29 protein-coding genes and 1 pseudogene are annotated in these 23284 nt (G+C 66.7%); 11 read left to right on the top strand and 19 right to left on the bottom strand.

Annotated elements, in window-relative coordinates:
- Positions 1-489 (top strand): annotated as a pseudogene (locus ACT6QK_RS10585) (glycine dehydrogenase); the annotation flags it as partial.
- A gap of 2 nt (positions 490-491) precedes the next feature.
- A complete protein-coding gene (gcvPB, locus tag ACT6QK_RS10590) occupies positions 492-2060 on the top strand; it encodes an aminomethyl-transferring glycine dehydrogenase subunit GcvPB (protein WP_444597796.1) in 1569 nt (522 codons plus the stop codon).
- A 48-nt stretch (positions 2061-2108) separates the two neighbouring features.
- Here gcvPB and ACT6QK_RS10595 read toward each other — a convergent pair whose 3' ends face one another.
- On the bottom strand, positions 2109-2729 hold the full coding sequence (locus tag ACT6QK_RS10595; protein WP_444597797.1) for a TetR family transcriptional regulator: 621 nt from the start codon (positions 2727-2729) through the stop codon (positions 2109-2111).
- Between the two features lie 67 nt (positions 2730-2796).
- On the opposite strand from ACT6QK_RS10595, the gene ACT6QK_RS10600 reads away from it, so the two are divergent.
- From ACT6QK_RS10600 to ACT6QK_RS10610, 3 genes are all read left to right on the top strand, one after another.
- Positions 2797-3720 (top strand): SDR family oxidoreductase, encoded by a 924-nt coding sequence (locus ACT6QK_RS10600; protein WP_444597798.1) that lies wholly within the window; start codon positions 2797-2799, stop codon positions 3718-3720.
- A gap of 213 nt (positions 3721-3933) precedes the next feature.
- Complete coding sequence (locus ACT6QK_RS10605) at positions 3934-4344, top strand: PGPGW domain-containing protein (RefSeq protein WP_444597799.1); 411 nt, start codon at positions 3934-3936, stop codon at positions 4342-4344.
- Positions 4345-4483: 139 nt separating this feature from the next.
- A complete protein-coding gene (locus ACT6QK_RS10610) occupies positions 4484-4954 on the top strand; it encodes a DUF6789 family protein (RefSeq protein ID WP_444597800.1) in 471 nt (156 codons plus the stop codon).
- A 79-nt stretch (positions 4955-5033) separates the two neighbouring features.
- Here the strand turns inward: ACT6QK_RS10610 and ACT6QK_RS10615 are convergent, their stop codons facing one another.
- The 6 genes from ACT6QK_RS10615 to queA all read right to left on the bottom strand — a co-directional run bounded on the left by ACT6QK_RS10615 (position 5034) and on the right by queA (position 8901).
- A complete protein-coding gene (locus ACT6QK_RS10615; RefSeq protein ID WP_444597801.1) occupies positions 5034-5555 on the bottom strand; it encodes a F0F1 ATP synthase subunit B in 522 nt (173 codons plus the stop codon).
- The gene (locus ACT6QK_RS10620) at positions 5555-6103 is read right to left on the bottom strand and encodes a F0F1 ATP synthase subunit B family protein (protein ID WP_444597802.1); all 549 of its coding nucleotides are present in this window, start codon (positions 6101-6103) and stop codon (positions 5555-5557) included. The genes ACT6QK_RS10615 and ACT6QK_RS10620 overlap by 1 nt, the downstream gene beginning before the upstream one ends.
- A 78-nt stretch (positions 6104-6181) precedes the next feature.
- Positions 6182-6406, bottom strand: a complete 225-nt coding sequence (locus tag ACT6QK_RS10625) for a F0F1 ATP synthase subunit C (protein ID WP_201099132.1) — start codon at positions 6404-6406, stop codon at positions 6182-6184.
- Positions 6407-6467: 61 nt separating this feature from the next.
- Complete coding sequence (locus ACT6QK_RS10630) at positions 6468-7256, bottom strand: F0F1 ATP synthase subunit A (RefSeq protein ID WP_444597803.1); 789 nt, start codon at positions 7254-7256, stop codon at positions 6468-6470.
- 3 nt (positions 7257-7259) lie between these two features.
- Positions 7260-7625 (bottom strand): AtpZ/AtpI family protein, encoded by a 366-nt coding sequence (locus ACT6QK_RS10635; protein WP_444597804.1) that lies wholly within the window; start codon positions 7623-7625, stop codon positions 7260-7262.
- Between the two features lie 175 nt (positions 7626-7800).
- Positions 7801-8901 (bottom strand): tRNA preQ1(34) S-adenosylmethionine ribosyltransferase-isomerase QueA, encoded by a 1101-nt coding sequence (queA, locus tag ACT6QK_RS10640; RefSeq protein WP_444597805.1) that lies wholly within the window; start codon positions 8899-8901, stop codon positions 7801-7803.
- Between the two features lie 108 nt (positions 8902-9009).
- On the opposite strand from queA, the gene ACT6QK_RS10645 reads away from it, so the two are divergent.
- From ACT6QK_RS10645 to ACT6QK_RS10655, 3 genes are all read left to right on the top strand, one after another.
- Positions 9010-10455, top strand: a complete 1446-nt coding sequence (locus ACT6QK_RS10645; RefSeq protein ID WP_444597806.1) for a response regulator — start codon at positions 9010-9012, stop codon at positions 10453-10455.
- Positions 10456-10527: 72 nt separating this feature from the next.
- Entirely contained in the window at positions 10528-12207 is a 1680-nt protein-coding gene (locus tag ACT6QK_RS10650; RefSeq protein ID WP_444597807.1) for a lysine--tRNA ligase, read from the top strand.
- Between the two features lie 102 nt (positions 12208-12309).
- Complete coding sequence (locus ACT6QK_RS10655) at positions 12310-12780, top strand: SH3 domain-containing protein (RefSeq protein ID WP_444597808.1); 471 nt, start codon at positions 12310-12312, stop codon at positions 12778-12780.
- A gap of 348 nt (positions 12781-13128) precedes the next feature.
- Here ACT6QK_RS10655 and ACT6QK_RS10660 read toward each other — a convergent pair whose 3' ends face one another.
- The 10 genes from ACT6QK_RS10660 to ACT6QK_RS10705 form a co-directional block, all read right to left on the bottom strand.
- A complete protein-coding gene (locus ACT6QK_RS10660; protein WP_444597809.1) occupies positions 13129-13764 on the bottom strand; it encodes a S24 family peptidase in 636 nt (211 codons plus the stop codon).
- 140 nt (positions 13765-13904) lie between these two features.
- Positions 13905-14546 carry a hypothetical protein gene (locus tag ACT6QK_RS10665; RefSeq protein WP_444597810.1) on the bottom strand — a complete coding sequence of 214 codons (642 nt, stop codon included), beginning with the start codon at positions 14544-14546 and terminating at the stop codon, positions 13905-13907.
- 198 nt (positions 14547-14744) lie between these two features.
- Positions 14745-15050, bottom strand: coding sequence for a hypothetical protein (locus ACT6QK_RS10670; protein ID WP_444597811.1), 306 nt, complete (start codon positions 15048-15050; stop codon positions 14745-14747).
- Positions 15051-15297: 247 nt separating this feature from the next.
- Positions 15298-16260 carry an IS1595 family transposase gene (locus tag ACT6QK_RS10675; protein WP_444597812.1) on the bottom strand — a complete coding sequence of 321 codons (963 nt, stop codon included), beginning with the start codon at positions 16258-16260 and terminating at the stop codon, positions 15298-15300.
- A 56-nt stretch (positions 16261-16316) separates the two neighbouring features.
- Complete coding sequence (locus ACT6QK_RS10680; RefSeq protein ID WP_444597813.1) at positions 16317-16448, bottom strand: hypothetical protein; 132 nt, start codon at positions 16446-16448, stop codon at positions 16317-16319.
- Between the two features lie 17 nt (positions 16449-16465).
- Entirely contained in the window at positions 16466-16741 is a 276-nt protein-coding gene (locus tag ACT6QK_RS10685) for a hypothetical protein (RefSeq protein WP_444597814.1), read from the bottom strand.
- Between the two features lie 88 nt (positions 16742-16829).
- Positions 16830-17210, bottom strand: a complete 381-nt coding sequence (locus tag ACT6QK_RS10690; RefSeq protein WP_444597815.1) for a hypothetical protein — start codon at positions 17208-17210, stop codon at positions 16830-16832.
- A 74-nt stretch (positions 17211-17284) separates the two neighbouring features.
- Positions 17285-17647: a hypothetical protein gene (locus ACT6QK_RS10695; RefSeq protein ID WP_444597816.1), complete on the bottom strand. Its 363-nt coding sequence runs from the start codon at positions 17645-17647 to the stop codon at positions 17285-17287.
- A gap of 72 nt (positions 17648-17719) precedes the next feature.
- Positions 17720-18118 (bottom strand): PaaI family thioesterase, encoded by a 399-nt coding sequence (locus tag ACT6QK_RS10700; RefSeq protein ID WP_444597817.1) that lies wholly within the window; start codon positions 18116-18118, stop codon positions 17720-17722.
- Positions 18115-18594, bottom strand: coding sequence for a PaaI family thioesterase (locus ACT6QK_RS10705; RefSeq protein WP_444597818.1), 480 nt, complete (start codon positions 18592-18594; stop codon positions 18115-18117). Before ACT6QK_RS10705 ends, ACT6QK_RS10700 begins: the two co-directional genes overlap by 4 nt.
- A gap of 86 nt (positions 18595-18680) precedes the next feature.
- Between ACT6QK_RS10705 and ACT6QK_RS10710 the strand changes: the two genes are divergently transcribed.
- Positions 18681-19727, top strand: a complete 1047-nt coding sequence (locus ACT6QK_RS10710) for a ligase-associated DNA damage response exonuclease (RefSeq protein ID WP_444597819.1) — start codon at positions 18681-18683, stop codon at positions 19725-19727.
- Here ACT6QK_RS10710 and ACT6QK_RS10715 read toward each other — a convergent pair.
- Positions 19707-21260, bottom strand: a complete 1554-nt coding sequence (locus ACT6QK_RS10715; protein WP_444591872.1) for a response regulator — start codon at positions 21258-21260, stop codon at positions 19707-19709. The two genes, ACT6QK_RS10710 and ACT6QK_RS10715, sit on opposite strands and share 21 nt — an antisense overlap.
- Positions 21261-21472: 212 nt before the next feature.
- On the opposite strand from ACT6QK_RS10715, the gene queC reads away from it, so the two are divergent.
- A complete protein-coding gene (queC, locus tag ACT6QK_RS10720) occupies positions 21473-22231 on the top strand; it encodes a 7-cyano-7-deazaguanine synthase QueC (protein ID WP_444591873.1) in 759 nt (252 codons plus the stop codon).
- Positions 22228-22863, top strand: a complete 636-nt coding sequence (queE, locus tag ACT6QK_RS10725) for a 7-carboxy-7-deazaguanine synthase (RefSeq protein WP_444591874.1) — start codon at positions 22228-22230, stop codon at positions 22861-22863. Before queC ends, queE begins: the two co-directional genes overlap by 4 nt.
- A gap of 109 nt (positions 22864-22972) precedes the next feature.
- Here the strand turns inward: queE and ACT6QK_RS10730 are convergent, their stop codons facing one another.
- Positions 22973-23239 (bottom strand): TonB family protein, encoded by a 267-nt coding sequence (locus ACT6QK_RS10730; protein ID WP_444597820.1) that lies wholly within the window; start codon positions 23237-23239, stop codon positions 22973-22975.
- Positions 23240-23284 lie beyond the last annotated feature (45 nt).

Below are 23284 nucleotides of genomic sequence, written 5' to 3' on the forward strand. Positions count from 1 at the left end.
CAGACCCCCGGTCTTTACTGCGGCGACACGGTGGATCCGGACGGCCGTCGCGGCTTCGTCCAGACCCTGACGACGCCGGAACAGCACATCCCGCTCGACAAAACGACGTCGAATATCTGCACCAATTCCGGCCTCTGCACCCTGGCCGTCACCATCCACATGAGCCTCCTGGGCGAGACGGGGCTGAGGAAGATGGCTCTGTTGAACCACGAAAAGGCCGTGGCCACGCGCGACGCCTTGGCCGCCATTCCGGGCGTCGAGATCCTGACCCCGCGCTTCTTCAACGAGTTCGCGGTTCGCCTGCCCAGGAACGCCGCCGAGGTGGTCCAGACCCTGGCCGACCACCACGTCCTGGCCGGCGTGCCCTACAGCCGTCTGAGCCCCGGCGCCGGTATGGATGACGTCCTGCTGGTCGCCGCCACCGAGACGACGCTGGATGCGGATATCCAGATCCTCGCTAAATCGCTGACCAAGGTCCTGGGAGCCTGACCATGAGCACCATGAACACCGTCGGCCGTCCGACCACCCCGAACGCGGTCGAGACCAAGCCCGCCACCCTGACCGGCGCGCGCGGCCTGTTGCAGGACGAGGCCCTGATTTTCGAGGGCGAGGGCTGGGGCAAGACCGGCGTGGACCTGCCGGAGCCGAAGACGGACGGGTCCGATCTGGGCGACCTGATCCGCCGCGACCCGATCGGCCTGCCGGGCCTGTCCGAGCCCGAGACCATGCGCCACTATGTGCGGCTGTCGCAGAAGAACCACGCCATCGACCTGGCCATCTATCCGCTGGGCTCGTGCACGATGAAGCACAACCCGCGTCTGAACGAGAAGATGGCGCGTTTGCCGGGTTTCTCGGACATCCACCCGCTGCAGCCGATCTCGACGGTTCAGGGCGCGCTGGAGCTGATGGACACCCTCAGCCACTGGCTGAAGACCCTGACCGGCATGCCCGCTGTCGCCCTGTCGCCCAAGGCCGGCGCTCACGGCGAACTGTGCGGCCTGATGGCCATTCGCGCGGCCCACGAGGCGTCTGGCCAGCATGAGAAACGCCGCAAGGTGCTGGTGCCTACCTCGGCCCACGGCACCAACCCGGCCACCGCCGCCTTCGACGGCTACCCCGTCGTCGAGGTCGCCCAGCCCGAGGACGGCCGCGTCGATGTCGCCGATCTGGCCGCCAAGCTGGGCGATGACGTCGCCGCCATCATGGTTACCAATCCCAACACCTGCGGCCTGTTCGAGCGCGACATTCTGGAGATCAGCCGGCTGACGCACGAGGCGGGCGCCTATTTCTACTGCGACGGCGCCAACTTCAACGCCATCGTCGGCCGGGTGCGCCCGGGCGACCTGGGCGTCGACGCCATGCACATCAACCTGCACAAGACCTTCTCCACGCCCCACGGCGGCGGCGGTCCGGGCGCGGGTCCGGTGGTGCTGTCCGAGGCCCTGGCGCCCTTCGCCCCGGCCCCCTGGGTCGTTCATGACGCCGACGGCTATGCGTTGATCGAGCGGGAGGAGGGCGACGCCGCCCAGGCCTTCGGCCGTCTGTGCGCCTTCCAGGGTCAGATGGGCATGTATGTCCGCGCCCTCAGCTACATGATGAGCCATGGCTCGGACGGCCTGCGTCAGGTGGCCGAGGATGCAGTGCTGAACGCCAACTACATCAAGGCCCGTCTGTCGGACCTGATGAGCGCCGCCTTCCCCGACGGGCCCTGCATGCACGAGGCCCTGTTCGACGACGAATGGCTGAAGGGCACGGACATCACCACGCTCGACTTCGCCAAGGCGATGATCGACGAGGGCTTCCACCCGATGACCATGTACTTCCCCCTGGTCGTCCACGGCGCCATGCTGATCGAGCCGACGGAAACCGAGTCCAAGGCCGAGCTGGACCGCTTCATCCACGCCATGCGCCTGCTGGCCGAGGCGGCGAAGGCGGGGGATACCGACCGCTTCAAGGGCGCGCCTTTCCACGCCCCGATGAAGCGTCTGGACGAAACCCGCGCCGCCCGCTCGCCCCGCCTGCGCTGGGTCGCGCCGGAAGGATCGAACCAGGCGGCCTGATCGACGTCTGCGGGCGTTCGTGCCGGAGCAGGGGGAGCCTGTTTCGGCTCAGTCGTCCCGGCGGTCGGCGGCGACTCGTCTCAGCGCCGCGAAGGCCGCTCGTCCGAAGGTTTCCGGGCGGGCGCCGTCGTCGGCCAGCCAGGCTTCGGTGGACAGCTTCAGTATGCCGACCGCCGCCGCCGCGGTGATACGGCAGTCCAGATCGTCGTCAGCCAGGCCCTTGCGCGCCGCCAGGGTCGCGGCGACCAGCCGTTCCACCTTCTCGTACTTGGCCTGATCCCCCGCATTGAGGGACGGGGTGTCGCGGATCAGCCGCGCGAAGGCCTTGGCCTCGGGCGTCTCGTGTCCTGCGGCCATGTCCGTCAGGGCCATCTCCACCATGGTCAGCAGGGGCTCGTCCGCCGGACGCCGGTTGATGGCCTGGACGATCATGTTGGGGAAATCCGCCTTGGCGGCGAAGACTATCTCTTCCTTCGACGAAAAATAGTGAAACAGGGTCCGGCGCGAGACCCCGGCGGCGGCGGCGATGTCGTCCAGGGTGGTGGTGTCGAATCCGCCGGCCAGGAACAGGCGCATAGCCTCGGCCTGGATGCGCGCATGGGTCTCGATGCGCTTGCGCTCGCGCAGGCCAGTGGCGGCTGTCGGACTTAATTCTTGCACGTCTTGCATATTTGCACTGGATGCAGATATTGCAACCAAGGCTCCGGCGATTTCGATGACCTGAAGGATAGCGAAGATGGTGAACTGGACCACCAAAGATATTCCCGACCAGTCGGGTCGACTGGCCCTCGTGACCGGGGCGACCGGGGGACTGGGGCTGGAAACGGCTCTGGACCTGGCCGGGGCGGGGGCCGAGGTCGTTCTGGTCGGCCGCAACGCCGCCAAGGGCGCTGATGCGCTGGATCTGATCCGGGGCCGGCATCGCGACGCCGTCGTCAGCTTCGAACAGGCCGACCTGGCCGATCTGTCGTCTGTAGCGGCCTTGGCCGAACGGCTGAGGGCCTCGGGTCGTCCGATCGACATCCTGATCAACAACGCCGGGGTCATGGCCCTGCCTAAACGCCAGACGACCGTTGACGGGTTCGAGATGCAGTTCGGCGTCAACTATCTGTCCCACTTCGCCCTGACCGCGCGGCTTCTGCCCCTGCTGACGGCTGGGGAGGCGCGGGTGGTGCAACTGTCCAGCATGGCCCATCGCGGCGGGCGGATTCGGCTGGACGATCTGAATTATGAGACCGGCTATCGGCCTTGGCCGGTCTATCAGCAGTCCAAGCTGGCCATGCTGATGTTCGCCATCGAGCTGGACCGGCGCAGCCGCGCGAAGGGATGGGGCCTGACCAGCGTCGCCGCGCACCCGGGGTTCGCCCGCACGGATCTGATCGCCAACGGCCCGTCGTCGGCCGGGGGCCTGCTGACCGGACTGGCCCACTCTCCACTCGGGCGGCTGTTCAGCCATTCGGCGGCCGACGGCGCCCTGCCGACCCTGATGGCGGCCACGCTGAGGGAGGTGCGGCCGGGCGGCTATTACGGGCCGCAGGGCAGAGGAGAGATGAAGGGCCCGCCCGGTGTCGCCAAGATCGAACCCCAAGCGCTGGACCCGGACGTCGCCGCCCGTCTGTGGACCGAATCGGAGCGACTGACGGGCGTGGCCTTCGCCTGATCTGCGTCCTTTCCGCCACGGTCATCCGGCCGCGTTGGATCATGACCAAAGCTTCACGGATCAGCCTCGGTTCGGACACCGAAGCAGATTGTAAACACCGATGTGGCAGGGTCGCCACGGTCGGGGGAAATGCCCTCGGCCGTGGAGCCGACGGAGGTCGGCGGCGTTGTCTCAAGAGGCCCTTCTCCCCATCTCGGCATCATCGTGACCCTCGTGCAAGCTCTTCCCGGAACTCAGACCCGCCCGAACCCCGGCGGCCTGTTCCGTTGGCTGAAGCGCAGCTCGATGTTGGGGGTCGGGGTGCTGGTGGTCATCGCCGGCATACTGATCGCGCCCCTGCCGGGTCCCGGCGGCGTGCCGGTTATCGCCCTGGGCCTGATCCTGATTCTGCGCAGCTCCTATCGGGCCAAGCGCTATTTCATCCGCGCCCAGTACGCCCGGCCGCGCTGGGTCTATCCGTTCCGCCGTCTGCTGCGCCGCAACCCGGAATTCGGGCAGGTCTTCTGGCAACAGGCTCTGAGGGCGGAAAAGATGGTCGAGAAAAACGTCCTGCGCCGTCGCCGCAGGCCCTTGATCCGCATGCGCAAAAAGATGCGCCGGATGTGGCGTCGCGCCTTCGGCTAAGCCTATCCCGCACTGCGACTTCGCGTTGGCGAAGCACGGTTTTGTGAATCGCCGCGCCTAACGCTCCCACGCCGACAGGCGTAGCCTCCCGCCTGCGTTATCGGAACGAGAACAGGCGTTGGGAGGCGCTGTCGTTATGATGTCACGCGTACAAAAGGGCATGATGGCCGGCCTCGCCGCCACCGTCGTGGTCGTCGGACTGGAGGCCGTGAACATGGTCGCGGGTCCGTGGTTCACCCCGTTCCCCAACATCCTGGCCCATATGATCGGCATGGAAGGCACGCCCGCCGTCGGCTGGATCGCCCATATTCTGATCGGGACCCTGGCGCTGGGGTCGCTGTTCGGGGTTCTGTGTCCAAGGCTGCCGACCGACACCTTCGCCACCAAGGGCATCGCCTTTTCGGTCGGGGCCTTCGTGGTGCTGATGACCGGCATCTTCCTGATGGGCGATCGCCAGACCTTCGCGGGCGACGGCGGATTCGGCGTGGTGGCCTGGCTGCTGATCACCAACGTGGTGTTCGGCATCGTCATGGGCCTAGTCTACGGCCGTCTGGTCGAGCGCGACAAGCGCATCGCCCGCGAGATGGCAGCGGGCATTCCCGCCCACTGAACAAGAAAAAGGCCCCGCGGCGAAACCGCGGGGCCTGATCTTTTTCCGTGACGCGAAGCCCCCAGTTCAGGCGCAGTCCCTAGTTGAGGCGCTGGCCGATCTGGGCGATCGCGGCATCCAGCAGGGGATCGCTCTTCTGCGTCGCGGCGCGGGCCGTCAGGATGGTCTCGGCCTGTTTGACGGCCAGGTCGGCGGCGGCGGCCTTCACGTCGGCGGTAGCCTGGGCCTCGGCCTGGGCGATGCGACGCTCGGCCAGGGCTTGACGGCGAGCCAGGGTCTCTTCCAGCTTAGCCTTGGCCTCGGCCTCCATGGTGCGGGCGTCGGCCTCGGCGGCCTTCAGCATTTCCGCGGCCTGGGCCTCGGCCTCGGCCTTCTCGGCGCGGATCTGCGTCAGCAGAGCCTCGGCCTCGGCGCGCAGGCGGGCGGCCTCGTCCAGGTCCGACTGAATCTTGGCGGCCTTGGCGTCGAGTTGGGCGCCGACCAGCTTGGGCACGCCGGCGGCGACCAAGATGCCGAAGAAGATCAGCAGGCCGATGCCGACCCAGATTTCGGCGCTGGACCAGCTCCAGATGCCGTCTTTGATCTCAAAGATCAGGTTCATCAGGCGGCTCCCTTGAGCTCGGCGGCCGTGGCGGCCTTGCCGGTCAGGTGTTCGACGATGGTCGCGGTCGTGTCTGCGGCGATGCCAGCGACATTGGTCATGGCCGCGTCGCGCGTCTTGGCGATGGCGGCCTCGGCGGTCTCGATCTTTGCGTTGACCTCGGCCTCCTGGGCGGCGGCGCGGGCGTTGGCGTCGGCGGTCACGCGCGCCTTGGCGTCGGCGGCGAGGCTGCGGGACTCGGCGCGAGCCTTCTCGACGTCGGCCTTGGCGGCTGCGGCCTGTTCGGCGGCTTCGGCCTGAACCTTGCGCGCGGTCTCGACGGCGTTGGAAATGGTGCTGGCGCGTTCGTCCATCACGCGGCGCAGACGCGGCGCGAAGACCTTTGCGATCAGGAAATAGAGCAGGAAGAACAGGATGAGCAGATAGCCCATCTGGCCAGCCCAGTGCTGGGTCTGGAATTGCGGCAGGCCGCCGCTGCCGTGGCCTTCAGCCTCGGTCGTTGCGCCGTGCGCGCCCGCTTCGTGGGTGTCGTGTGCAGGTTCGGCCATCGTGTCCGTTCGTCCCGAAAAGGCAGAAGGGCGGCGGGCGCTCGCGAGGAGCCGCCCGCCGCCCTGAACTCACGTCGCTTAGGAGTTCAGGATCAGGATGCCCAGAACGAAGGCCAGGATGCCCAGGGCCTCGGCCAGGGCGGCGCCGACGAACAGGTTGCCGACTTGCGAACCGGCGGCCGACGGGTTGCGCAGGGCGCCGTTCAGGAAGTTGGCAAAGATATTGCCCACGCCGATGGCCGAGCCGATCATGCCGAGGGTGGCCAGGCCGGCGCCGATGTATTTGGCGGCTTCAGCTTCCATGATGAGTATCCTTATTCAGTCTGGGTTGGTTGGAAGGAGGGAGTTCGGACTGGACTGGGCCTTAGTGGCCTTCACCCAGGTTGACCACATCGTTGAGATAGATGCTGGCCAGAACGGCGAAAACGAACGCCTGCAGGAAGGCGACGAGGAACTCGAGGGCGGTCAGGGCGACGACCATGGTCATCGACAGGGCGGCGACCGGCAGGCCGAACAGGCCCAGGCCCTCGCCGGCGATTGCGCCGGCGCCGAGGGCCACGACGAAGCCAGCGAAGATCTTCAGCGCGACGTGGCCGCCCAGCATGTTGCCGAACAGAAGAAGGGCCAGCGTCACCGGGCGGAGCAGGAAAGACAGGAACTCGATCGCGCCGACGACCGGGCGCAAAACGAGGGGCGCGCTGGTCGGCCAGAACAGCTTGAAGAAGCCCAGACCGTTCCTGGCGAAACCAACGCCGATGACCAGCAGGATGGTCAGGGCCGCGAAGGTGACGGTCACGGCCAGCTGAGACGTCGCGGTGAAGCTGAGGAACATGCCCAGCAAGTTCATCGCCAGCACCAGCAGGAACAGGCTGAAAACGAACGGGAAATACTTGCGTCCGTCATGCCCGATGATGGAGTCGGTCACGCCGTCGATCATGCCGAACAGGCTTTCGCCAGCCGCCTGAAGGCGGCCCGGCACAACCTTGGCGCCCGAGGTCACCAACGTCAGGAAGGCGACGATCGCGACGAAGGCCACCGTCATCGCGATGTGTGAATTGGTGACCGCCAGATCGGTGTGCCCGAACAGCGGGAGCGTCACGTCGGGGAGATCGACGATCTTCTGGATCTGGAACTGGTGAATCGGATCGGCCAAGGCCTATCGCTCCTCGTCATCTTCGTCATCGAAGGGGATCGATCGGGGTTCGAGCCCGCTCGCCTTCGCCTGCGCCATCAGCCGGTTGGCTGTGCGGCGCGCCATGTAAATCGACAGGGCGAAGCCCAGAAGGACGCCGCCGATCAGTCCCCACGGATTGGTGCCGAACAGGCGGTCCGCTCCGAAACCCAATCCCAGACCCAGGAAGACGCCGCCGAGAAGCTCGGCGATGATCTTGTAGGCCTGGCTCGAAACCGCCTGAGCCGCAAGGTGCTCGGACGTCTTCGGAGCCGTAGCCGCCTCCAGGGTCGACGCGCGGTCGTTGAGGCGTTTGATCGCCTCTTCGCGCGATTCCCGGGGGGTGGACATGGGTTGTGTTCGCTCAGCGTTTCGGTCGCCCGAAACGGGGTCTGAATTCGGCGCGGAACCTATAGCCGCGACCTCCGCAGGTCAAGGCATGTTACAGCCCTCCTAAGTGCATGTCCTGGAACGAATTTACCCTGGTTGTCGCCGTGGGCGACGAAGCGTCGCGGACCGCCGGGCGTCAGCGACGTAACAGCACCGAGCCGTCGCCGTAGGAATAGAAGCGGTAACCGCTGTCTATCGCATGGGCGTAGGCCGCCTTCATCGTCTCCAGCCCGGCGAAGGCCGAGACCAGCATGAACAGGGTCGATTTCGGCAGGTGGAAGTTGGTCACCAGCACGTCCGCCGCCCGGAACCGGTAGCCGGGGGTGATGAAGATGGCCGTGTCGCCATGGAAGGGGCGAACCACCCCGTCCTCGCCCGTCGCGCTCTCCAGCAGGCGCAGGGAGGTGGTGCCGACGCAGACGATTCGTGCGCCCGCGGCATGGACGGCGTTCAGGGCGTCGGCGGTTTCGCCCGACACCTCGCCCCATTCGCTGTGCATCCTGTGGTCGGCCAGATCGTCGGCCTTGACCGGCAGGAAGGTGCCGGCGCCGACATGCAGGGTCACGGCATGGGTCGAAACGCCCTTGGCCCGGATCGCCTCCAGCAGGGCCGGGGTGAAGTGCAGGCCTGCCGTCGGCGCGGCGACCGAGCCGTCGTGCTCGGCGAAGACGGTCTGATAGTCGGACCGGTCGCGGTCGTCCTCGGGCCGCTTGGCGGCGATATAGGGGGGCAGGGGCATGACCCCGACGTTGCGGATCGCCTCGTCCAGCGCCGGACCGGCCAGATCGAACTTCAGGGTGACCAGTCCGTCCTCGCCCTTGTCGACGACCGTCGCGTCCAGCCGCCCCAGCAGACAGGCGCCGTCCTCGATGGGGCCGAAGCGGATGCGGTCGCCCGCCTTGATTCGTTTGCCCGGCTTCATGAAGGCCGACCAGACGTCGGGAGCGTCTCGGTGGTGCAGGGTGGCCTCGACCTCGACGGTCAGGGTCTCGCCCTCGGCCCCCCCAATCCCGGGGTTCGGCCGCTGGCGCACGCCCGACAGCCGCGCCGGGATCACCCGGGTGTCGTTGAACACCAAGGCGTCGCCGGGACGCAGGACTTCCGCCAGGTCGCGCATCACGCGGTCCGACAGGTCGTCGCCGTCCACCACCAGCATCCGGGCGCTGTCGCGCGGCTCGGCGGGCCGCAGGGCGATGCGGTCCTCGGGCAGGTCGAAATCGAAATCGGCGGTCTTCATCTGGCGGGGCAAAGCGCATGAGGCCCGTCGCGGGTCAAGTCGCCGGAGCCGTCGTTTTTCGCCGATGTTTTAAGCCTTGCTTCAGCACGGTGGCCCATTGTGTCGGGAATGGGCCCGGCGCGCACACCGATCGACGACCTGGCCGCGCGAGCCGCCTGGGACCGCTTGCGTCGCCCGGTCTGGCTGTTCTGTCCCGTGTCGTGTCGCGGCGTCTACGCCAACCCCCCGGCCCTTGAGCTTTGGGGCGCCGAGAGCCTGGACGAACTGCTGGCGCGCGACTTCTCCAACCTGTCGACGGCGGTGCGCACACGCACCGACCGCCTGCGCGCCCAGACGGCCAACGGCGAGGAGATCGACGAAAGCTGGACCTTCTATCCCAGGGGGCAGCCGGTGACGGTGCGGGCCGTCATTTCGACGGTCGTGCTGGCGGATGGTCGCGACGTTCTGCTGTTCGAGGCGGCGCCGCTGGATGTCGAGGCCGAGGAACGTCGCGCGGTCGAGGCCCTGCGGCACAGCGCCGGCCCTGTCGGCCTGTTCGACGGGGAGGGGACGCCCCTGTTCGCCAATCCGGCGGCCTATGCCGTCTATGGACCCGACAAGGGCTTCCTCGACCGGTTCGCGGAAACGGCCGAGGGGCAGGCCGTTCTGGCTATGGCCCTGGCCGGCGAGGAGACCGGCGTCCTGCACGCCATGAAGACCCGGTCGGGCCTTCGCTGGCACCATCTAGATTGCCGCCCCCTGCCGGACCCCGTGACGGGCTCGGTCAGCATCCTGTTGAACGAGCGCGACGTCACTGATCGGGTCGAGGCTGAGGCTGCGCGGGCCGCCGCCGAGCAGAAGGCGGCGATGGCCGAGGCGCGCCAGCGGTTCCTGACCGACATGTCGCACGAACTGCGCACGCCCCTGAATGCGGTGCTGGGGTTTTCGGCCCTGCTGCTGAAGGATGGTCTGACCCCCGCGCAGGACAGTTACGCCGCCCGTATCCACGCCGCCGGCGACGAACTGGCGGCCGTGGTCGAACAGATGATCGGCCTTTCCCTTCGCGAGGAAGGGGCCGCGCTCACGGACGGCGCCGTCAGGGCGCTGTCGCCTGTCGCCACGCCGCATGCCGAACCGGCCCCGGCCGGCGAAGGCGAGGGCGGCCTGCGGGTGCTCTATATCGACGACAACGACAGCAACCGGACCCTTGTCTGCTGCCTGCTGGCCAGCCAGGGCATCCACTGCGAGACCGCCGACAACGGGGCCCAGGGGCTGGCCGCCGCGGCGCGGGGCGGCTGGGATGTCGTGCTGATGGACATCCAGATGCCGGTGATGGACGGCGTCGCCTCCGCCCGCTGCATCCGGGCGTTGAAAAGCGTCGCCTCCAGCGTGCCGATCATCGCGGTGACCGCCAATACGCTGGAGGACCAGCTGGCCGGCTATGCCGCCGTCGGGATGAACGACTGCGTCGCCAAGCCCATCCGGCCGCTCGAACTGCTCGAAAAGGTGACCGCCTGGGCGGCGACCGGCTGGCGCGAGGAATGGCCGGGCCTGAGGGCCGACGTCGCCGCCTGAGCGGGGGTTGGACCGGATGCGTCATCGTCCCGGCCGTTGACCCGCCGTCCCTGAGACGGCAAAGCCCCTGCCATGCTGCAGAACATCGAAACCCTCGCGCGCGACGCCAAGTCGTGGCCGTTTGAACAGGCCCGCAATCTTCTGAACCATGTTCTGAAGAAGCGGCTGAGCGACGCCGAGCGCGAGGCGACGAAGCTGCTGATCGACGCGGGCAAGGCGGATGAGGCCCTGGCGACCTTCCCGGCCCTGCAGAAGCCGGTGGTTCTGGAGACCGGCTATGGTCCGTCCGGCCTGCCGCACATGGGCACCTTTGGCGAGGTGGCCCGCACGACGATGGTGCGCAACGCCTTCCGCGCCCTGACCGGCGACCACTGGCCGACGCGGCTGATCGCCTTCAGCGACGACATGGACGGCCTGAGGAAGGTCCCGGAGGGCATCCCGAACCCGGAGATGCTGCGCGAGGACCTGCATCTGCCGCTGACCCGCGTGCGCGACCCGTTCGGCACGCATGACAGCTTCGGCGCCCACAACAACGCCCGGCTGCGCGCCTTCCTGGACGGGTTCGGTTTTGACTATGAGTTCATGTCCTCGACCGAGACCTACAAGAGCGGCCGGTTCGACCACACCCTGCTGACCCTGCTGGAGCGGTTCGACGCGGTCATGGCGATCATGCTGCCGACCCTGGGCGAGGAGCGGCGCGCGACCTATTCGCCCTTCCTGCCGATCAGCCCCATCACCGGCCATGTGCTTCAGGTCCCGACGCTGGAGCGCAACGTCGAGAAGGGGACCATCACCTTCGAGGATCCGGCCGGAGAGCCCGGAAACCGCACCGAGGTTCCGGTCACCGGCGGCCATGTGAAGCTGCAATGGAAGCCCGACTGGGCCATGCGGTGGGTCGCCTTGGACGTCGACTACGAAATGTCGGGCAAGGACCTGATCGAGAGCGTGCGCGAAAGCGGCAAGATCTGTCGGGCGCTGGGGGGCGTGCCGCCCGAGGGCTTCAACTTCGAGCTCTTCCTCGACATCGAGGGCAAGAAGATCTCCAAGTCCAAGGGCAACGGCCTGACGATGGACGAGTGGCTGCGCTACGGCACGCCCGAGAGCCTGAGCTGGTACATGTTCGGCTCGCCCAAGTCGGCCAAGTCGCTGCATTTCGGCGTGATTCCGCGCGCGATCGACGACTATCTGTCCTTCATCGACCAGTTCCAGACCCAGGAGCCGGCCAAGCAGATCGACAACGCCGTCTGGTCGATCCATGCGGGCGATCCGCCGAAGGTGGCGTCGCCGGTGTCGTTCAGCCTGCTGTTGAACCTCGTCGGGGTGGCCAACGCCTCGTCCAAGGACCAGCTCTGGGCCTATTTCGCGAAGTACCTGCCGGACGCGACGCCCGACACGGAGCCCACGCTCGACCGCCTGATGGGTCACGCGCTGAACTACTACGAGGACTTCGTGAAGCCGACGAAGTCCTATCGCCTGCCGACCGAGCAGGAGAAGGCGGCCCTGCAGGACCTGGCGGCGCGGCTGAAGGCCTTGCCGGGCGACACCACGGACGGCGAGTTGATCCAGAACGAGGTCTATGCGGTGGGCAAGGCGCACGCCTTCGAGCCGCTGCGGGCTTGGTTCGGCGCACTCTACGAGGTGCTGCTGGGCGCGTCCCAAGGGCCGCGCTTCGGCTCGTTCGCGGCCATCTACGGCCTGCCGCAGACCATCGAGTTGATCGAGGCGGGGGCGAACGGCGAACTCGCCGGCTGAGCCCGGCCAGATGAACGGAACATAACGAGCCGTTCAGCGGAGCCATAAGCGGCGTCAGGCATTCTCCCTGCCATCGACCAAACTCGATGAATGGAGAGAGCCATGTCGAAGATTTTCACCACCTCGCTCGCCACGGCCGCCGCGCTGGCCGCCCTGGTTTCCGCTGCGCCCATGGCCGCCCAGGCCCAGGCCAACGGCATCACCAACTGCGACGCCCCCGGCGGCCGTCAGGCTGCGGGCGCTCTGATCGGCGCTGTGGTCGGCGGCGTCGTGGGTTCCAACCTGGCGCGTAACGAGCGTACGGCCGGCACCGTGGTCGGCGCCGGCGCCGGCGCCGCGGCCGGTTCCTACATCGGCTGCAACCAGCAGCGCGCCCGCGCCGCCAGCGTCCGGGCGGGCGGCGACTATCGCGCCCTGTCCAACCTGAACGTCCGTTCGGGTCCGGGCACCAACTACCGCACGGTGTCGCGCCTGAGCGCCGGCCAGCCGTTCAGCGCCATCGGCTCGCAGGGCGAGTGGGTCCAGATCGCCGGCGGCGGCTGGGTCAACGCCCGCTACGTCGGCGCCAATTAAGTCGGCTTCGTCGTGCGCTATGCTCGGCTCGCGGAGCCTCGCGACTTGAGCGCATGAATACGGAGTTCAAGGGCCGTCCCTCGGGGCGGCCCTTTTCGTTTGGCTGAATTGCTGTTGGGTGTGGGTCGTCACCTTTCGCGTCAGCGAACTTCGAGACTTCTGACGGCAAGAAGGTCAGTTCATCACAGCGGGCACGACGGATTCACAGCGGGCACGATGACACCGTAGCCCGTCGTGTTCGTCGTGAAATCGCTGTGCCCGCTGTGATGAACGAACCCTCTGCATAAAGCCCACTGACGCTGGAAACGCGACCTGACCACTGACACTCAACGCGAAAACAGACTTTCGTTACTGGCTGACCCAGAGAATTCGCGCCATCCAGAGGATCTCGCTGCGGGCCAGGGTGCGCGGCGGATAGGCCGGATTGACGGAGCCGAGGGTGACGGCCTTGGGGCTGAGCGACAGGAGCTCCTTGGCCAGGGTCTCTCCGCTCGTCGTGCGCACCACGACGCGGTCGCCGCGCCGAACCTCCGTGGCGGCCTGATCGACCAGAACCCTGTCGCCCTCGCGATAGAGGGGAACCATGGAATCGCCCGTGATCCTCAGGCTGAACAGGCTCTCGGCCGCGCGGGGAAGGTCCGTCTCCTCCCAGCCCACGCCGGTCGGCAGGCCCGCGTCGTCGAAGAAGCCATCCGCCCCCGCCTGGGCCAGGCCGAGCAGGGGCACGGTCAAGCCGCCGTCGGCTGCGTCCTCGGCCAGGTCGGCGAACTCACCCAGAGACACGCCGGTGGCCTCCAGAATGCGCGTCAGGCTTTCGGTCGAGGGCCAACGGGGCCGGGGCGGATCCCCGGGGCCGTGCCGCTTTGAGGGATTGAAGCTGGTCGCATCCAGCCCCGCACGGCGCGCCAGACCCGATGCGGTCAGACCCTCTCTGCGCGCCAGGTTGTCGACGGCTTTCCACAGCTTGGCGTGTGACAGGGGCAAGGCGTGGCGTCCGTATCGGCGATTCGCCGCAGACTACACCCTTAAACTAGGAAAATAAACCTAACTATGCACTTTGCATACCGAGGAAATTATGCCAGATTCCGCCTGTGACAGGCCGGTATTCGAAATCTTGGGGGAGCCTACCGAGGCTCATCTTTGGGCGGGCTGGGGGGCCTTGGTCTCTTGCGGCGTGCAGTCGGACTGCGGCCCTTTTGAATTGTTGGGTAGCGTTCTCGAAGCCATGAGGCGGGTTCCCCCTTCGAGTCCTCTGCCCCCCAAGTGAACTGAGATGCGGTGACGAACGGCATCCCGTGCAGGTCGGCCATTATCGACCCTGCGAGCTTTGAAAGGCTTATGAGTTCCTCTGCCATTCCGGCGAGTTGAATGGGTCTTAGCGGGTTGTTTTTGGTCCTGGAGTGAAAGGCGCCGACCTGTCGGGTCTTTGATCGCGTTTCCCACTTCCACCCCCACACGCCGTGGAAGGCTGAATTTCGGTTCTGTTTGATCTGGGCCACACGTTTGATCAGGTCGGCGCACCCCGCATGCAGGCGCTTCGGAAGGCGCGTATAATCTGACCGGAGCAAGTCCAGTTTCGCGGCGATTTGCTTGTCGGTCACGAACGTTGCGCGTTGGTTATGGTCGAAGGCGTGGACGTGGCAGATGATTTCATCAAGGATGAAGTCGATCTGACCCCAGACCACAGCGATGACGCCGAGGTCGTGAAGCTGAGTTGGCGTAAGCGGGACGGCAAAAGCTGGGTCGATGATGAAGGGCTTGCGCAATGTCCAAAGATCCTACGGCTGAACGCCGCGATGAAGTGGTGAAGCGCATGCTGGCGACCCCGCCGAAGAAACATGCGCCGAAAGAGAAGGGGCGCGAGCCTAAGCCCGCGCCAGAGGGCAAAGAGTGAGTTTGCGATTTCTCAGGATGAAAATGGCGGTCGCATTTGCTCGCGCCGTTCGCGTTCCGATAGCAGTCGACTACGCCCGTTTAGCGAATGGTATGAGCGTAAAGAGGTCCTCGTCCTCCACGGCCCCTATTGCCTTTGCCACCTTGAAACCGGGCATCCCAAGGAGGGCCAAGTCTGTCTGAGGGTTTATGACGCTCTCGATTTTCTCCGCCACCTCTTGGGCCTTTAAGGGGCTTTCAAAGACGTAGAAGGATGTGGATTCGGTCCACCACTTCCCGCCTTCCGCAGCTTCAAAAACTGCGTGGTGCAGGGCGTCATATCGCTCGCTATAGTTTCCTTGGTCCGCGATGCGGAACGTGAGCCAGTAAGTAGCCAAGATCGTCTCCTAGAGGAGCCGCCGCGCTTGACCCATCGGCCCGACTCTAGGACAAGTCGGGAGTGATCCACGGGCTGCCGCGCACCGGCAGTTGGTGAAAGCGGGTGAAGTCGGCTGCAACCGACTTCCCCGCACAACCCCACGCATGATTCCCCCGGCCGCGTAAGAGGCCGAGAGCGGTTCGTCCACAGATTGTCTTCACGATTTGTTCTTTCGCCTCCAGCGGGCGAGCCTCGCCGCCTGAAACCTAAACGAAGGCTTCGTTAGTCCGCCGATAGGTCAGGCGCTTGCCGACCGTTCCGAGGACGGCGAGGTCAGTGCGCATCGTGTCATTGAAGCCGAGTTTGGCGCGGGTGTTATGGCGGAAGCCAAACTCGGTGACGTAGCGGTTCAGGTGCTTCTCAGAGCAGTGCTGATAGACGCCCTTCATGCCCTTCTTGAAGACGCCGAAGAAGCCCTCGGCCGAGTTCGTATTCACGTCGCCACGGGCGTATTCGCCAGCCGAGTGCTTCACGGTTTCATGCGAGGCGAACACGTCGGCGGCGCCGACATAAAGGCGGCTTTCATCGGTGTGGAGGCGTGAGGCCGGATCGACGTTGGCCATGACGATAGCGGACACCGTGGCCTTGTCAGCGACGGCGACGTGAAAGACCTTGGCCTTGCCGCCGCGCTCAACCAGGGCGACGACCGGGCGGCTGTTGCGGCGGTTCTTGTTCTTGTAGGGCTGGCCAGTGGTGGCGCGGATCGTCGGAGAGACAGCGGGCTTGCCGTAGTAGGTTTCGTCGGCTTCCACGACCTTGCCCTCGCCGCCGAGCGGGGTGTCGTCGGTGTCGGTCATGGCTTCGCGGATGCGGTGGGCCATGAACCACGCGGTGCGGTAGGAGCCGAGGCCGAGTTCGCGTTGAAGCTGGAGGGCGCTGATACCCTTCTTGCTGGCGCACATCAGATGGGTGGCGAGGAGCCACTTGTTCAGAGGAACCTTGGAGTCCTCATAAACCGTGCCGATGGTCGCCGTGAAAGGCAGATCGCAGGCCTTGCACTTGTAGAGCCCCGGACGGTGCGACTTGCCCTTGAGGAGGGTGGAGGCATCGTCGCCGACCACGCCGCAATGCGGGCAGGTCCGACCTTCCGGCCAACGCAGCTTCTCAAAGTGAGCGCGAGCGGCGTCCACGTCGTGAAAGATGGGGTCGGAAAGCGTTGCGTTGGCCATGCGTCTTTATCCCCGAAATCATCGGGTATGTAAAGTGCATAGTTAGGAAAATAAACCTATTCCAGCCCGGCGGCCCGGCGCTCCTGCCAGGCCCAGAAGGTGCCGACCGCCAGGGCCACCAGTACGCCGTAGCCGGCCAGATTGATGACGGAGATATAGTTGAGCATCGAGGGGCGAAGGTCCGACATCGAGACGAAGTGACTCATCACGACGAGGAGCTGGCAGGCGGCGGCCCAGGCCGGCCAACTGACGCTTTCCATACCATGGCGCAAAGCAGCAGGAGCATGGCGATATCGATCGCCATCACCCCCCACTGCACCCCGTAGAGATTGGTGCTGCTCTGCAAAAGCAAGGAAGCGAACCAGCCCAGTACATAGGCGCCGGCGACAACACGTTCCGGCTCATTACCCTTCAGAAATGCAAACACGCACGCGGCGACTACGAAAATCGCGCCGATCTGGGCTGCCAAGGTGTCAAACATCAAAACGCCCCCACGTCGTTTGACGCAGGGGCGAATATGACGCGAATCTCGTCTGGACCGAAGCCCGAACGTGATGAAATCGCTGTAATCAAACGGCCTTGAGGTGACGCGGGGCGACCACTTCGTCGGTCGTCACGCCGCCCGGCTTCGTGCCGTCCGGCAGGCCGTATTCGCCATCGGGCTTGTTCAGCGGGCCGACGTTGAAGGTGCCGTAGCCCATGCGACGGTGATCGCGCGCCATTTCAGAATGGCAGGCGACGACGGCGTCACGCGCGGCGCTGAGCGCGGCGATCGTGGCCATGGCCTTGGCTTGCGACTCGGCGCCGGCGACCGGCGACAGCGACAGGGTCGTGCGCGCGCCGATGAAGGCCTGAACAAGAGTCGTGGCCTGGATGATGGCCGCGTCGATCGATTTCTCGGTCGCATGCAGTTCGCCGGCCAAGGCGTTGATGGTCTCGGTGCGGTCCATACTCAATATACCCCTGTTAATGCCTGAAAGCGACCGAAGGTTAACATGAGTTAAGCGTGTTCGGTAGGGGTTCGTTAAGTTTTAGCGGCAGTTTCCACGCGCGGTCCGCCGCCGATGGGCGGGCTGTCCTCGGGTTTGTCCAAGGGGCCGACGGCCAGGATGTCGAGGCCCATCTTGCGGGCCAGGGCGGCCAGGCTGTTGTGGGCCGCCACCATGCGGGCGCGGGCCTGGTTGATGGCGCTCAGGGATTCGGTGGCGTGGTCGAACACCTGCTGTCCTGCCACGGCAGACAGATAGGCTTCGCTGCGGGCGCGGGGCAGGTCGGCGACGAAGGCCGCCGTTTCCGCCAGGGCCGCGTCGATGGCCGCCTCGACCCGATAGAGGCGGGCGGCGACCGTGCTTCCCGATTCGGCCCGGTTTCCGGCTTCAATACGCATGTGTGAGTCCCCCGTTGATCTCATGGCCCATCGCCACGAGACGAATCAATCATGACGGGAGTCTCAATGCAACTATTCCGTGTACGACAGGAGGAAGTTGGCGGTCAGGCCGGCGATCGGCTGATCCGGGTCGTCTTGCCAGGCCTCGGCCGTGACATGGGCCACCCGTCGCCCGGCGCGCAGGATACGGGCGCGGCAATGAACGGCCTCGGGCCGGCCGGACCGGAGATAGGAGACCGTCGCGTTGATCGGGCGCGGCAGGTGCAGCCGGGGATAGGCCAGGGCGACCTGGGCCACGGCGGTCAGCTCCAGCAGGGCGGCGGTCGATCCCCCGTGCAGGGCCGGAAGCAGGGGATTGCCGATCAGCCGGTCTGCAAAGGGCATGACGACGGTCAGGACATCGTCCTCCAGCCGGCTCTCCAGACCCAGAAAGCGCGCATAGGGAATGCGGTCGAGCAGCTCCGGGCTCATGGCTTCGACGCTCCGACGGCCGGGCGCAGATTGGCGCCGACGCGACGCGGGCCGTCGCCGGTCAGGACATAGGCCGCCTGGGACGCAGCCACCGGATCGTCGGGGCTGTCTTCAAAGGCCCAGGCCCGCACGAAGGCGATGTTGCGGGTCAGGCGGTAGCAATGGGCCTCGGCCAGCAGGTCTGTCCTGGGCCGGGCCGCGCGCATATAATCGACTCGGAGGTCCAGAGTGGCGATCGACTGGTATTCGCCCAGCGCCACCCAGACCGCCAGCCCGCCGACGTGGTCCAGCATGGTCGTGACCAGGCCGCCCGCCAGCACGCCCGTCTCAGGGTCGCCGACCAGATCCTCGCGCCAGGGGGTCCGCAAGCGGACGTCGCTTCCGTCCACCCCGTCCAGAACGAAACCGAGCGCAGCCGTGTGGGGCGCGCCGGCGGCCAGTTGCGGCAGGAGGGTGTTCAGGAACATATCGCGCATTCAACCGTCCTTATCCGTGCGACGCTCCGGTGCAAGGGGCCCGGTGCAAGGGCAGTGCGGGAGGCGCTCAGGCGTCGGGGACGACCATGCGTTTCGAAGACCTTCTCAGACCGACGCCTCAGGGTCTCTATTGCCCACCCGGCGATTTCTTCATCGACCCGGTGCAGCCGGTGGCGCGCGCGGTCATAACCCACGGCCACGCCGACCATGCGCGGTCCGGCCACGACGCCGTCCTCGCCACGCCCCAGACCCTGGCCATCATGGCCGAGCGCTATGGCGAGGCCTTCACGGCTCGTCGCCAGCCTTCCGCCTACGGAGAAGCGACAGACATCGGCGGGGTCTCGGTCCGCCTGGTCCCGGCGGGCCATGTGCTGGGATCGGCCCAGGCGGTGGTGTCCTGGCGCGGCATGACCATCACAGCCTCCGGCGACTACAAGCGCCGCCCGGACGCGACCTGCGCGCCGTTCGAGCCGGTGCGTTCCCACGTCTTCATCTCCGAGGCCACGTTCGGTCTGCCGGTCTTCGTTCATCCGCCGGACGGGGAAGAAATCGCGCGGCTGCTGGAGTCGGTGAGACAGTTCCCGGAGCGCACCCATCTCGTCGGCGCCTACGCCCTGGGCAAGGCGCAGCGGGTGATCCGGCTGCTGCGTGAGGCGGGCTGGGACCGGACGATCCATGTGCATGGGGCGCTGGAGCGGCTGAACGCCCTCTATCAGCGCGAAGGGGTGGATCTCGGGCCTCTGGCCTCGGCGACCGTCCCCGCCAGAGGAGGAGGCGGCCTGCCCGGCGAGATCGTGATCGCGCCACCCTCGGCGACCCAGGACCGCTGGTCGAGACGTTTCGCCGAGCCGGTGACCGCCTTCGCCTCGGGCTGGATGGGGGTGCGGGCGCGGGCGCGTCAGAAGGGCGTGGAACTGCCCCTGGTCATCTCCGACCACGCCGACTGGGCCGAACTGACCGACACCTTCACCGAACTGGCGCCGGAGGAGGTCTGGATCACCCACGGGCGAGAGGAGGGCCTACTGCGCTGGTGCGCCCTGAGGGGACAGACGGCGCGGGCGCTGCGGCTGGTCGGTTATGACGAAGAGGAGGGCGAGGTCGAGACGCCCGGATCAGGCGCTGCGATTGACTGAAGTCGTCTCGTCGTCGGCGTTCCACGCGGGTGGGACCAGGGCCGCATTCATGGCCATGCGCAGGCGTTCCGGCTTGATGGGCTTCTCGACCACCGCGATCATGCCCGCCGCGACATAGGCGGCGGCGTCGGCGGGGTCGGCGTTGGCGGTCAGGGCGATGATCGGCACATGGCGCTGCGGGCCGTCGAGGGCGCGGATCGCCCGGGTGGCCTGGACCCCGTCCATGCGCGGCATCTTGATGTCCATCAGGATCAGGTCGAAGGCGCGGTTCTCGACGGCTTCCAGCGCCTCCACGCCGTCCTCGGCGGTTTCGCAACTGCAGCCGAACATCTCGCACAGGGCCTGGGCGACCACGCGGTTCGTGGCGTTGTCGTCCACGATCAGGACGTGCGGCGTCGATTGCAGTTCCAGGTCGGACAGGATCTGGACGTTGGTGGAAGCTTGAACCACGGGCGCGCTGCGTGGGGCGTTCAGCTCCAGATTGACGGTCGAACCGCGTCCGGCGTTGGTGTCCACCCACAGACGCCCGCCCAGACCGGCCACCAGACGGCGCGACACCGTCAGGGCGAAGCCGCCGTCCTCGGCGCCGTCGGCTGCGGAGGCCGCCGAATGACTCGCCACGACGCCCGGCGCGTCGTCGCGGACCTGGGCCGAGATCTGGATGTCGCCGCCGACGGCGATGGCCTTGAGTCGGGCCTCGACCATGCCCTCGCTGGCGTATTTGAGCGATCGACCGATCAGGCAGTCGAACACGCGACGCAGGCGCGTCGCGTCGAGATCGGCGACCAGTTCGGTATCGCCTTCGTAGCTCACCAGAAGAGTGACGCCGTTCTGGCCCGCGCGCAGGACCCAGTCGGCCTCGACATCGTCCATCACCGTGCGCAGGCTCGTGGCGGCGACCGTCGACCGGGGACCGCTGTCGACCAGTTCCGCAGCATCATGGACCACCGCCATCAGGCCACGGGCCTGCTCGTCGATGGACTGGACATGGTCGAGAATGTCGCTGGTGAGCGGGTGGCGGCGCAAAAGATCGACCACGGCCAGGATGCCCTTGATCGGTGCGCTCATCTCGGCCTCGACCATGCCGATCAGCTGAGAGGCGTCGGCAGCCGACCCGCGCACGTCCAGAGGCGCGGCCATCGCGGCCGGGGGCGTCTCCGACACCGCGCGCAGCAGGTCCGGCGCCGACCCGACGCTGTGATAGCGACCGCCGCTGGTGACGATGAAACCGCGCGTCACCGCAGCAGGCCCGCCCTTGAGCAGGATTTCACAGAGGGGGCGAGCTTCTATGGCGCCGTCCACGACGACAGGCTCGGGGTCCATCAGCTGGGCCGCCGTCATCGGCGCGGCGGGAGACACCGTCAACCGCATCAGCAGGGCGCTGCGTTCGATCAGACCCAGCACCCGCTCGCCGTCCAGGACGGGCAGGTGATGCAGGTCCGCCTCGGCCTCGAAACGGGACAGCAGTTCCACCGCCGTCGTCTCGGGACCGACCGGCTTGGTGGCCTCGGTGTACGCGTCAATCCTCGGCATGGATGCCGTATTCCCCACAACACTAGCAGTCCAAACTAGAAAGCGACGTTTGCAGAACCGTTAAGGCGAGCCCGAAAATGGGGATTTTATCGCGCCCGGCGCGACTTCGCGCGGATTGGCGCGACGGCGGCGGATGATGTAGGCTGGTCGCCCCTGATCCCTGCCGGAAATTCGAGAATGCGCGCGGCCGACCGGCCGACCGCAGATTTGTCATGAGCGATATCCCGACCCCCGCCTCCCACGCCCCATCCCCCGCTTCGGCCCTGGTCCTCTTCTCGGGGGGGCAGGACAGCGCCACCTGTCTCGCCTGGGCCCTCGAGCGATACGAGAGGGTGGAGACCGTGGGCTTCGACTATGGCCAGCGTCACCATGTCGAGATGCAGGCGCGGCTGCAGGTTCGGGCCGGAATGGCGAGGGCGCTGCCGGACGTGGCCTCGCGCCTGGGCCCCGATCATGTCTGCGACCTGACCGGCTTCGGGCGGATCGCAGACAGCGCCCTGACGGCGGATCGGGCGATCGAGATGGACGCCCGGGGTCTGCCGACCACCTTCGTGCCGGGCCGGAATCTGGTATTCCTGGCCTATGCGGCCGCGCTGGCGGACCGGCGGGGGCTGGATGTGCTGGTGGGCGGCATGTGCGAAACCGATTTCTCGGGCTACCCCGACTGCCGCCGCGACACCATTGACGCCATGCAACAGGCCCTGACCCTCGGTCTGGACAAGCCCGTGCCGATCGAGACGCCGCTGATGTATCTGACCAAGGCCGAGACCTGGGCCCTGGCCCACCGGCTGGGTGGCGATGACCTGATCCAGCTGATCGTGGAGGACAGCCACACCTGCTACCGCGGCGACCGGACCCACCGTCACGACTGGGGCTATGGCTGCGGCGAGTGTCCGGCTTGCGAGCTGCGGGCGGCCGGGTTCGAAGGGTGGTGGCGGGGCGTCGGCGCCCGACGCGGAGACGTCGCGTGACCTATGCGGTCAAGGAGGCCTTCCTGACGGTGCAGGGAGAGGGCGGCCAGGCGGGCCGTCCGGCCGTCTTCCTTCGCTTCGCCGGCTGCAACCTGTGGAACGGGCTGGAGCGGGATCGAGCAGGGGCCGTCTGCACCTTTTGCGACACCGACTTCGTCGGGACTGACGGCGACGGCGGCGGCAAGTTCCGCTCGGCCGAGGATCTGGCTGACCACGTCGCCTCGATGTGGCGTGGCCGGGAGGGCGATCCGAAACTGGTCGTGGTCACGGGCGGCGAACCGCTGCTGCAACTGGACGCGGCGGCCATTCGCGCGCTGAAGGCCGGAGGCTTCGATATCGCCGTGGAGACCAACGGCACGATCGCGGCCCCGCAGGGCCTCGACTGGATCTGCGTCAGCCCCAAGGCCGATGCGCCGGTGGTCCAGACCTCGGGTCAGGAGCTGAAACTGGTCTATCCGCAGGCCGAGGCCATGCCCGACCGTTTCGAGGATCTGGATTTCGAACGCTTCTGGCTCCAGCCCATGGACGGCCCGGACCAGGCGGCTAATACGGCGGCGGCCATCGACTACTGCCTGACCCACCCGAAATGGCGGCTCAGCGTCCAGACGCACAAGTATATCGGGGTGCGTTAGAGCATGCTGGGCGGCGGTCGCCTGAAAGCGCGGAGCCCAGTCGGAAATCGACCCTGAGCAGACATTCTTGATGCCCGCATCCGGACTGCGGCAGTAATATCCGGGCTGGTTAGCTCGGAGGTTGCCCTTGGCCGTTCCAGAACGAAATCGTGCTTCTGATCCGAGCACCCGGTTGCGGACCGTTCGGATCGACTGCAATCCGCGCTTGTCGCATGGACGCGACGGCGGCCTGTCCAAATCCCTGCCGTTCGGGCTGTTCTGAAACGATCTGGCACCCGGTCATTCGACCCCCAGCGGCGACCACGCAGATCAAGTCTACCCGACCACTGTTGGCTCGAGCTTGATCCGGGAAGGTGGGGCGCGGCCGTTGAACTATCTCGTACGGCTTGGACCAAACCCCTGTGTCAGGAGCGCCTGAGGC

Origin of the sequence: Brevundimonas sp., assembly GCF_052436175.1 — a bacterium.
Classification (GTDB): Bacteria; Pseudomonadota; Alphaproteobacteria; order Caulobacterales; family Caulobacteraceae; genus Brevundimonas.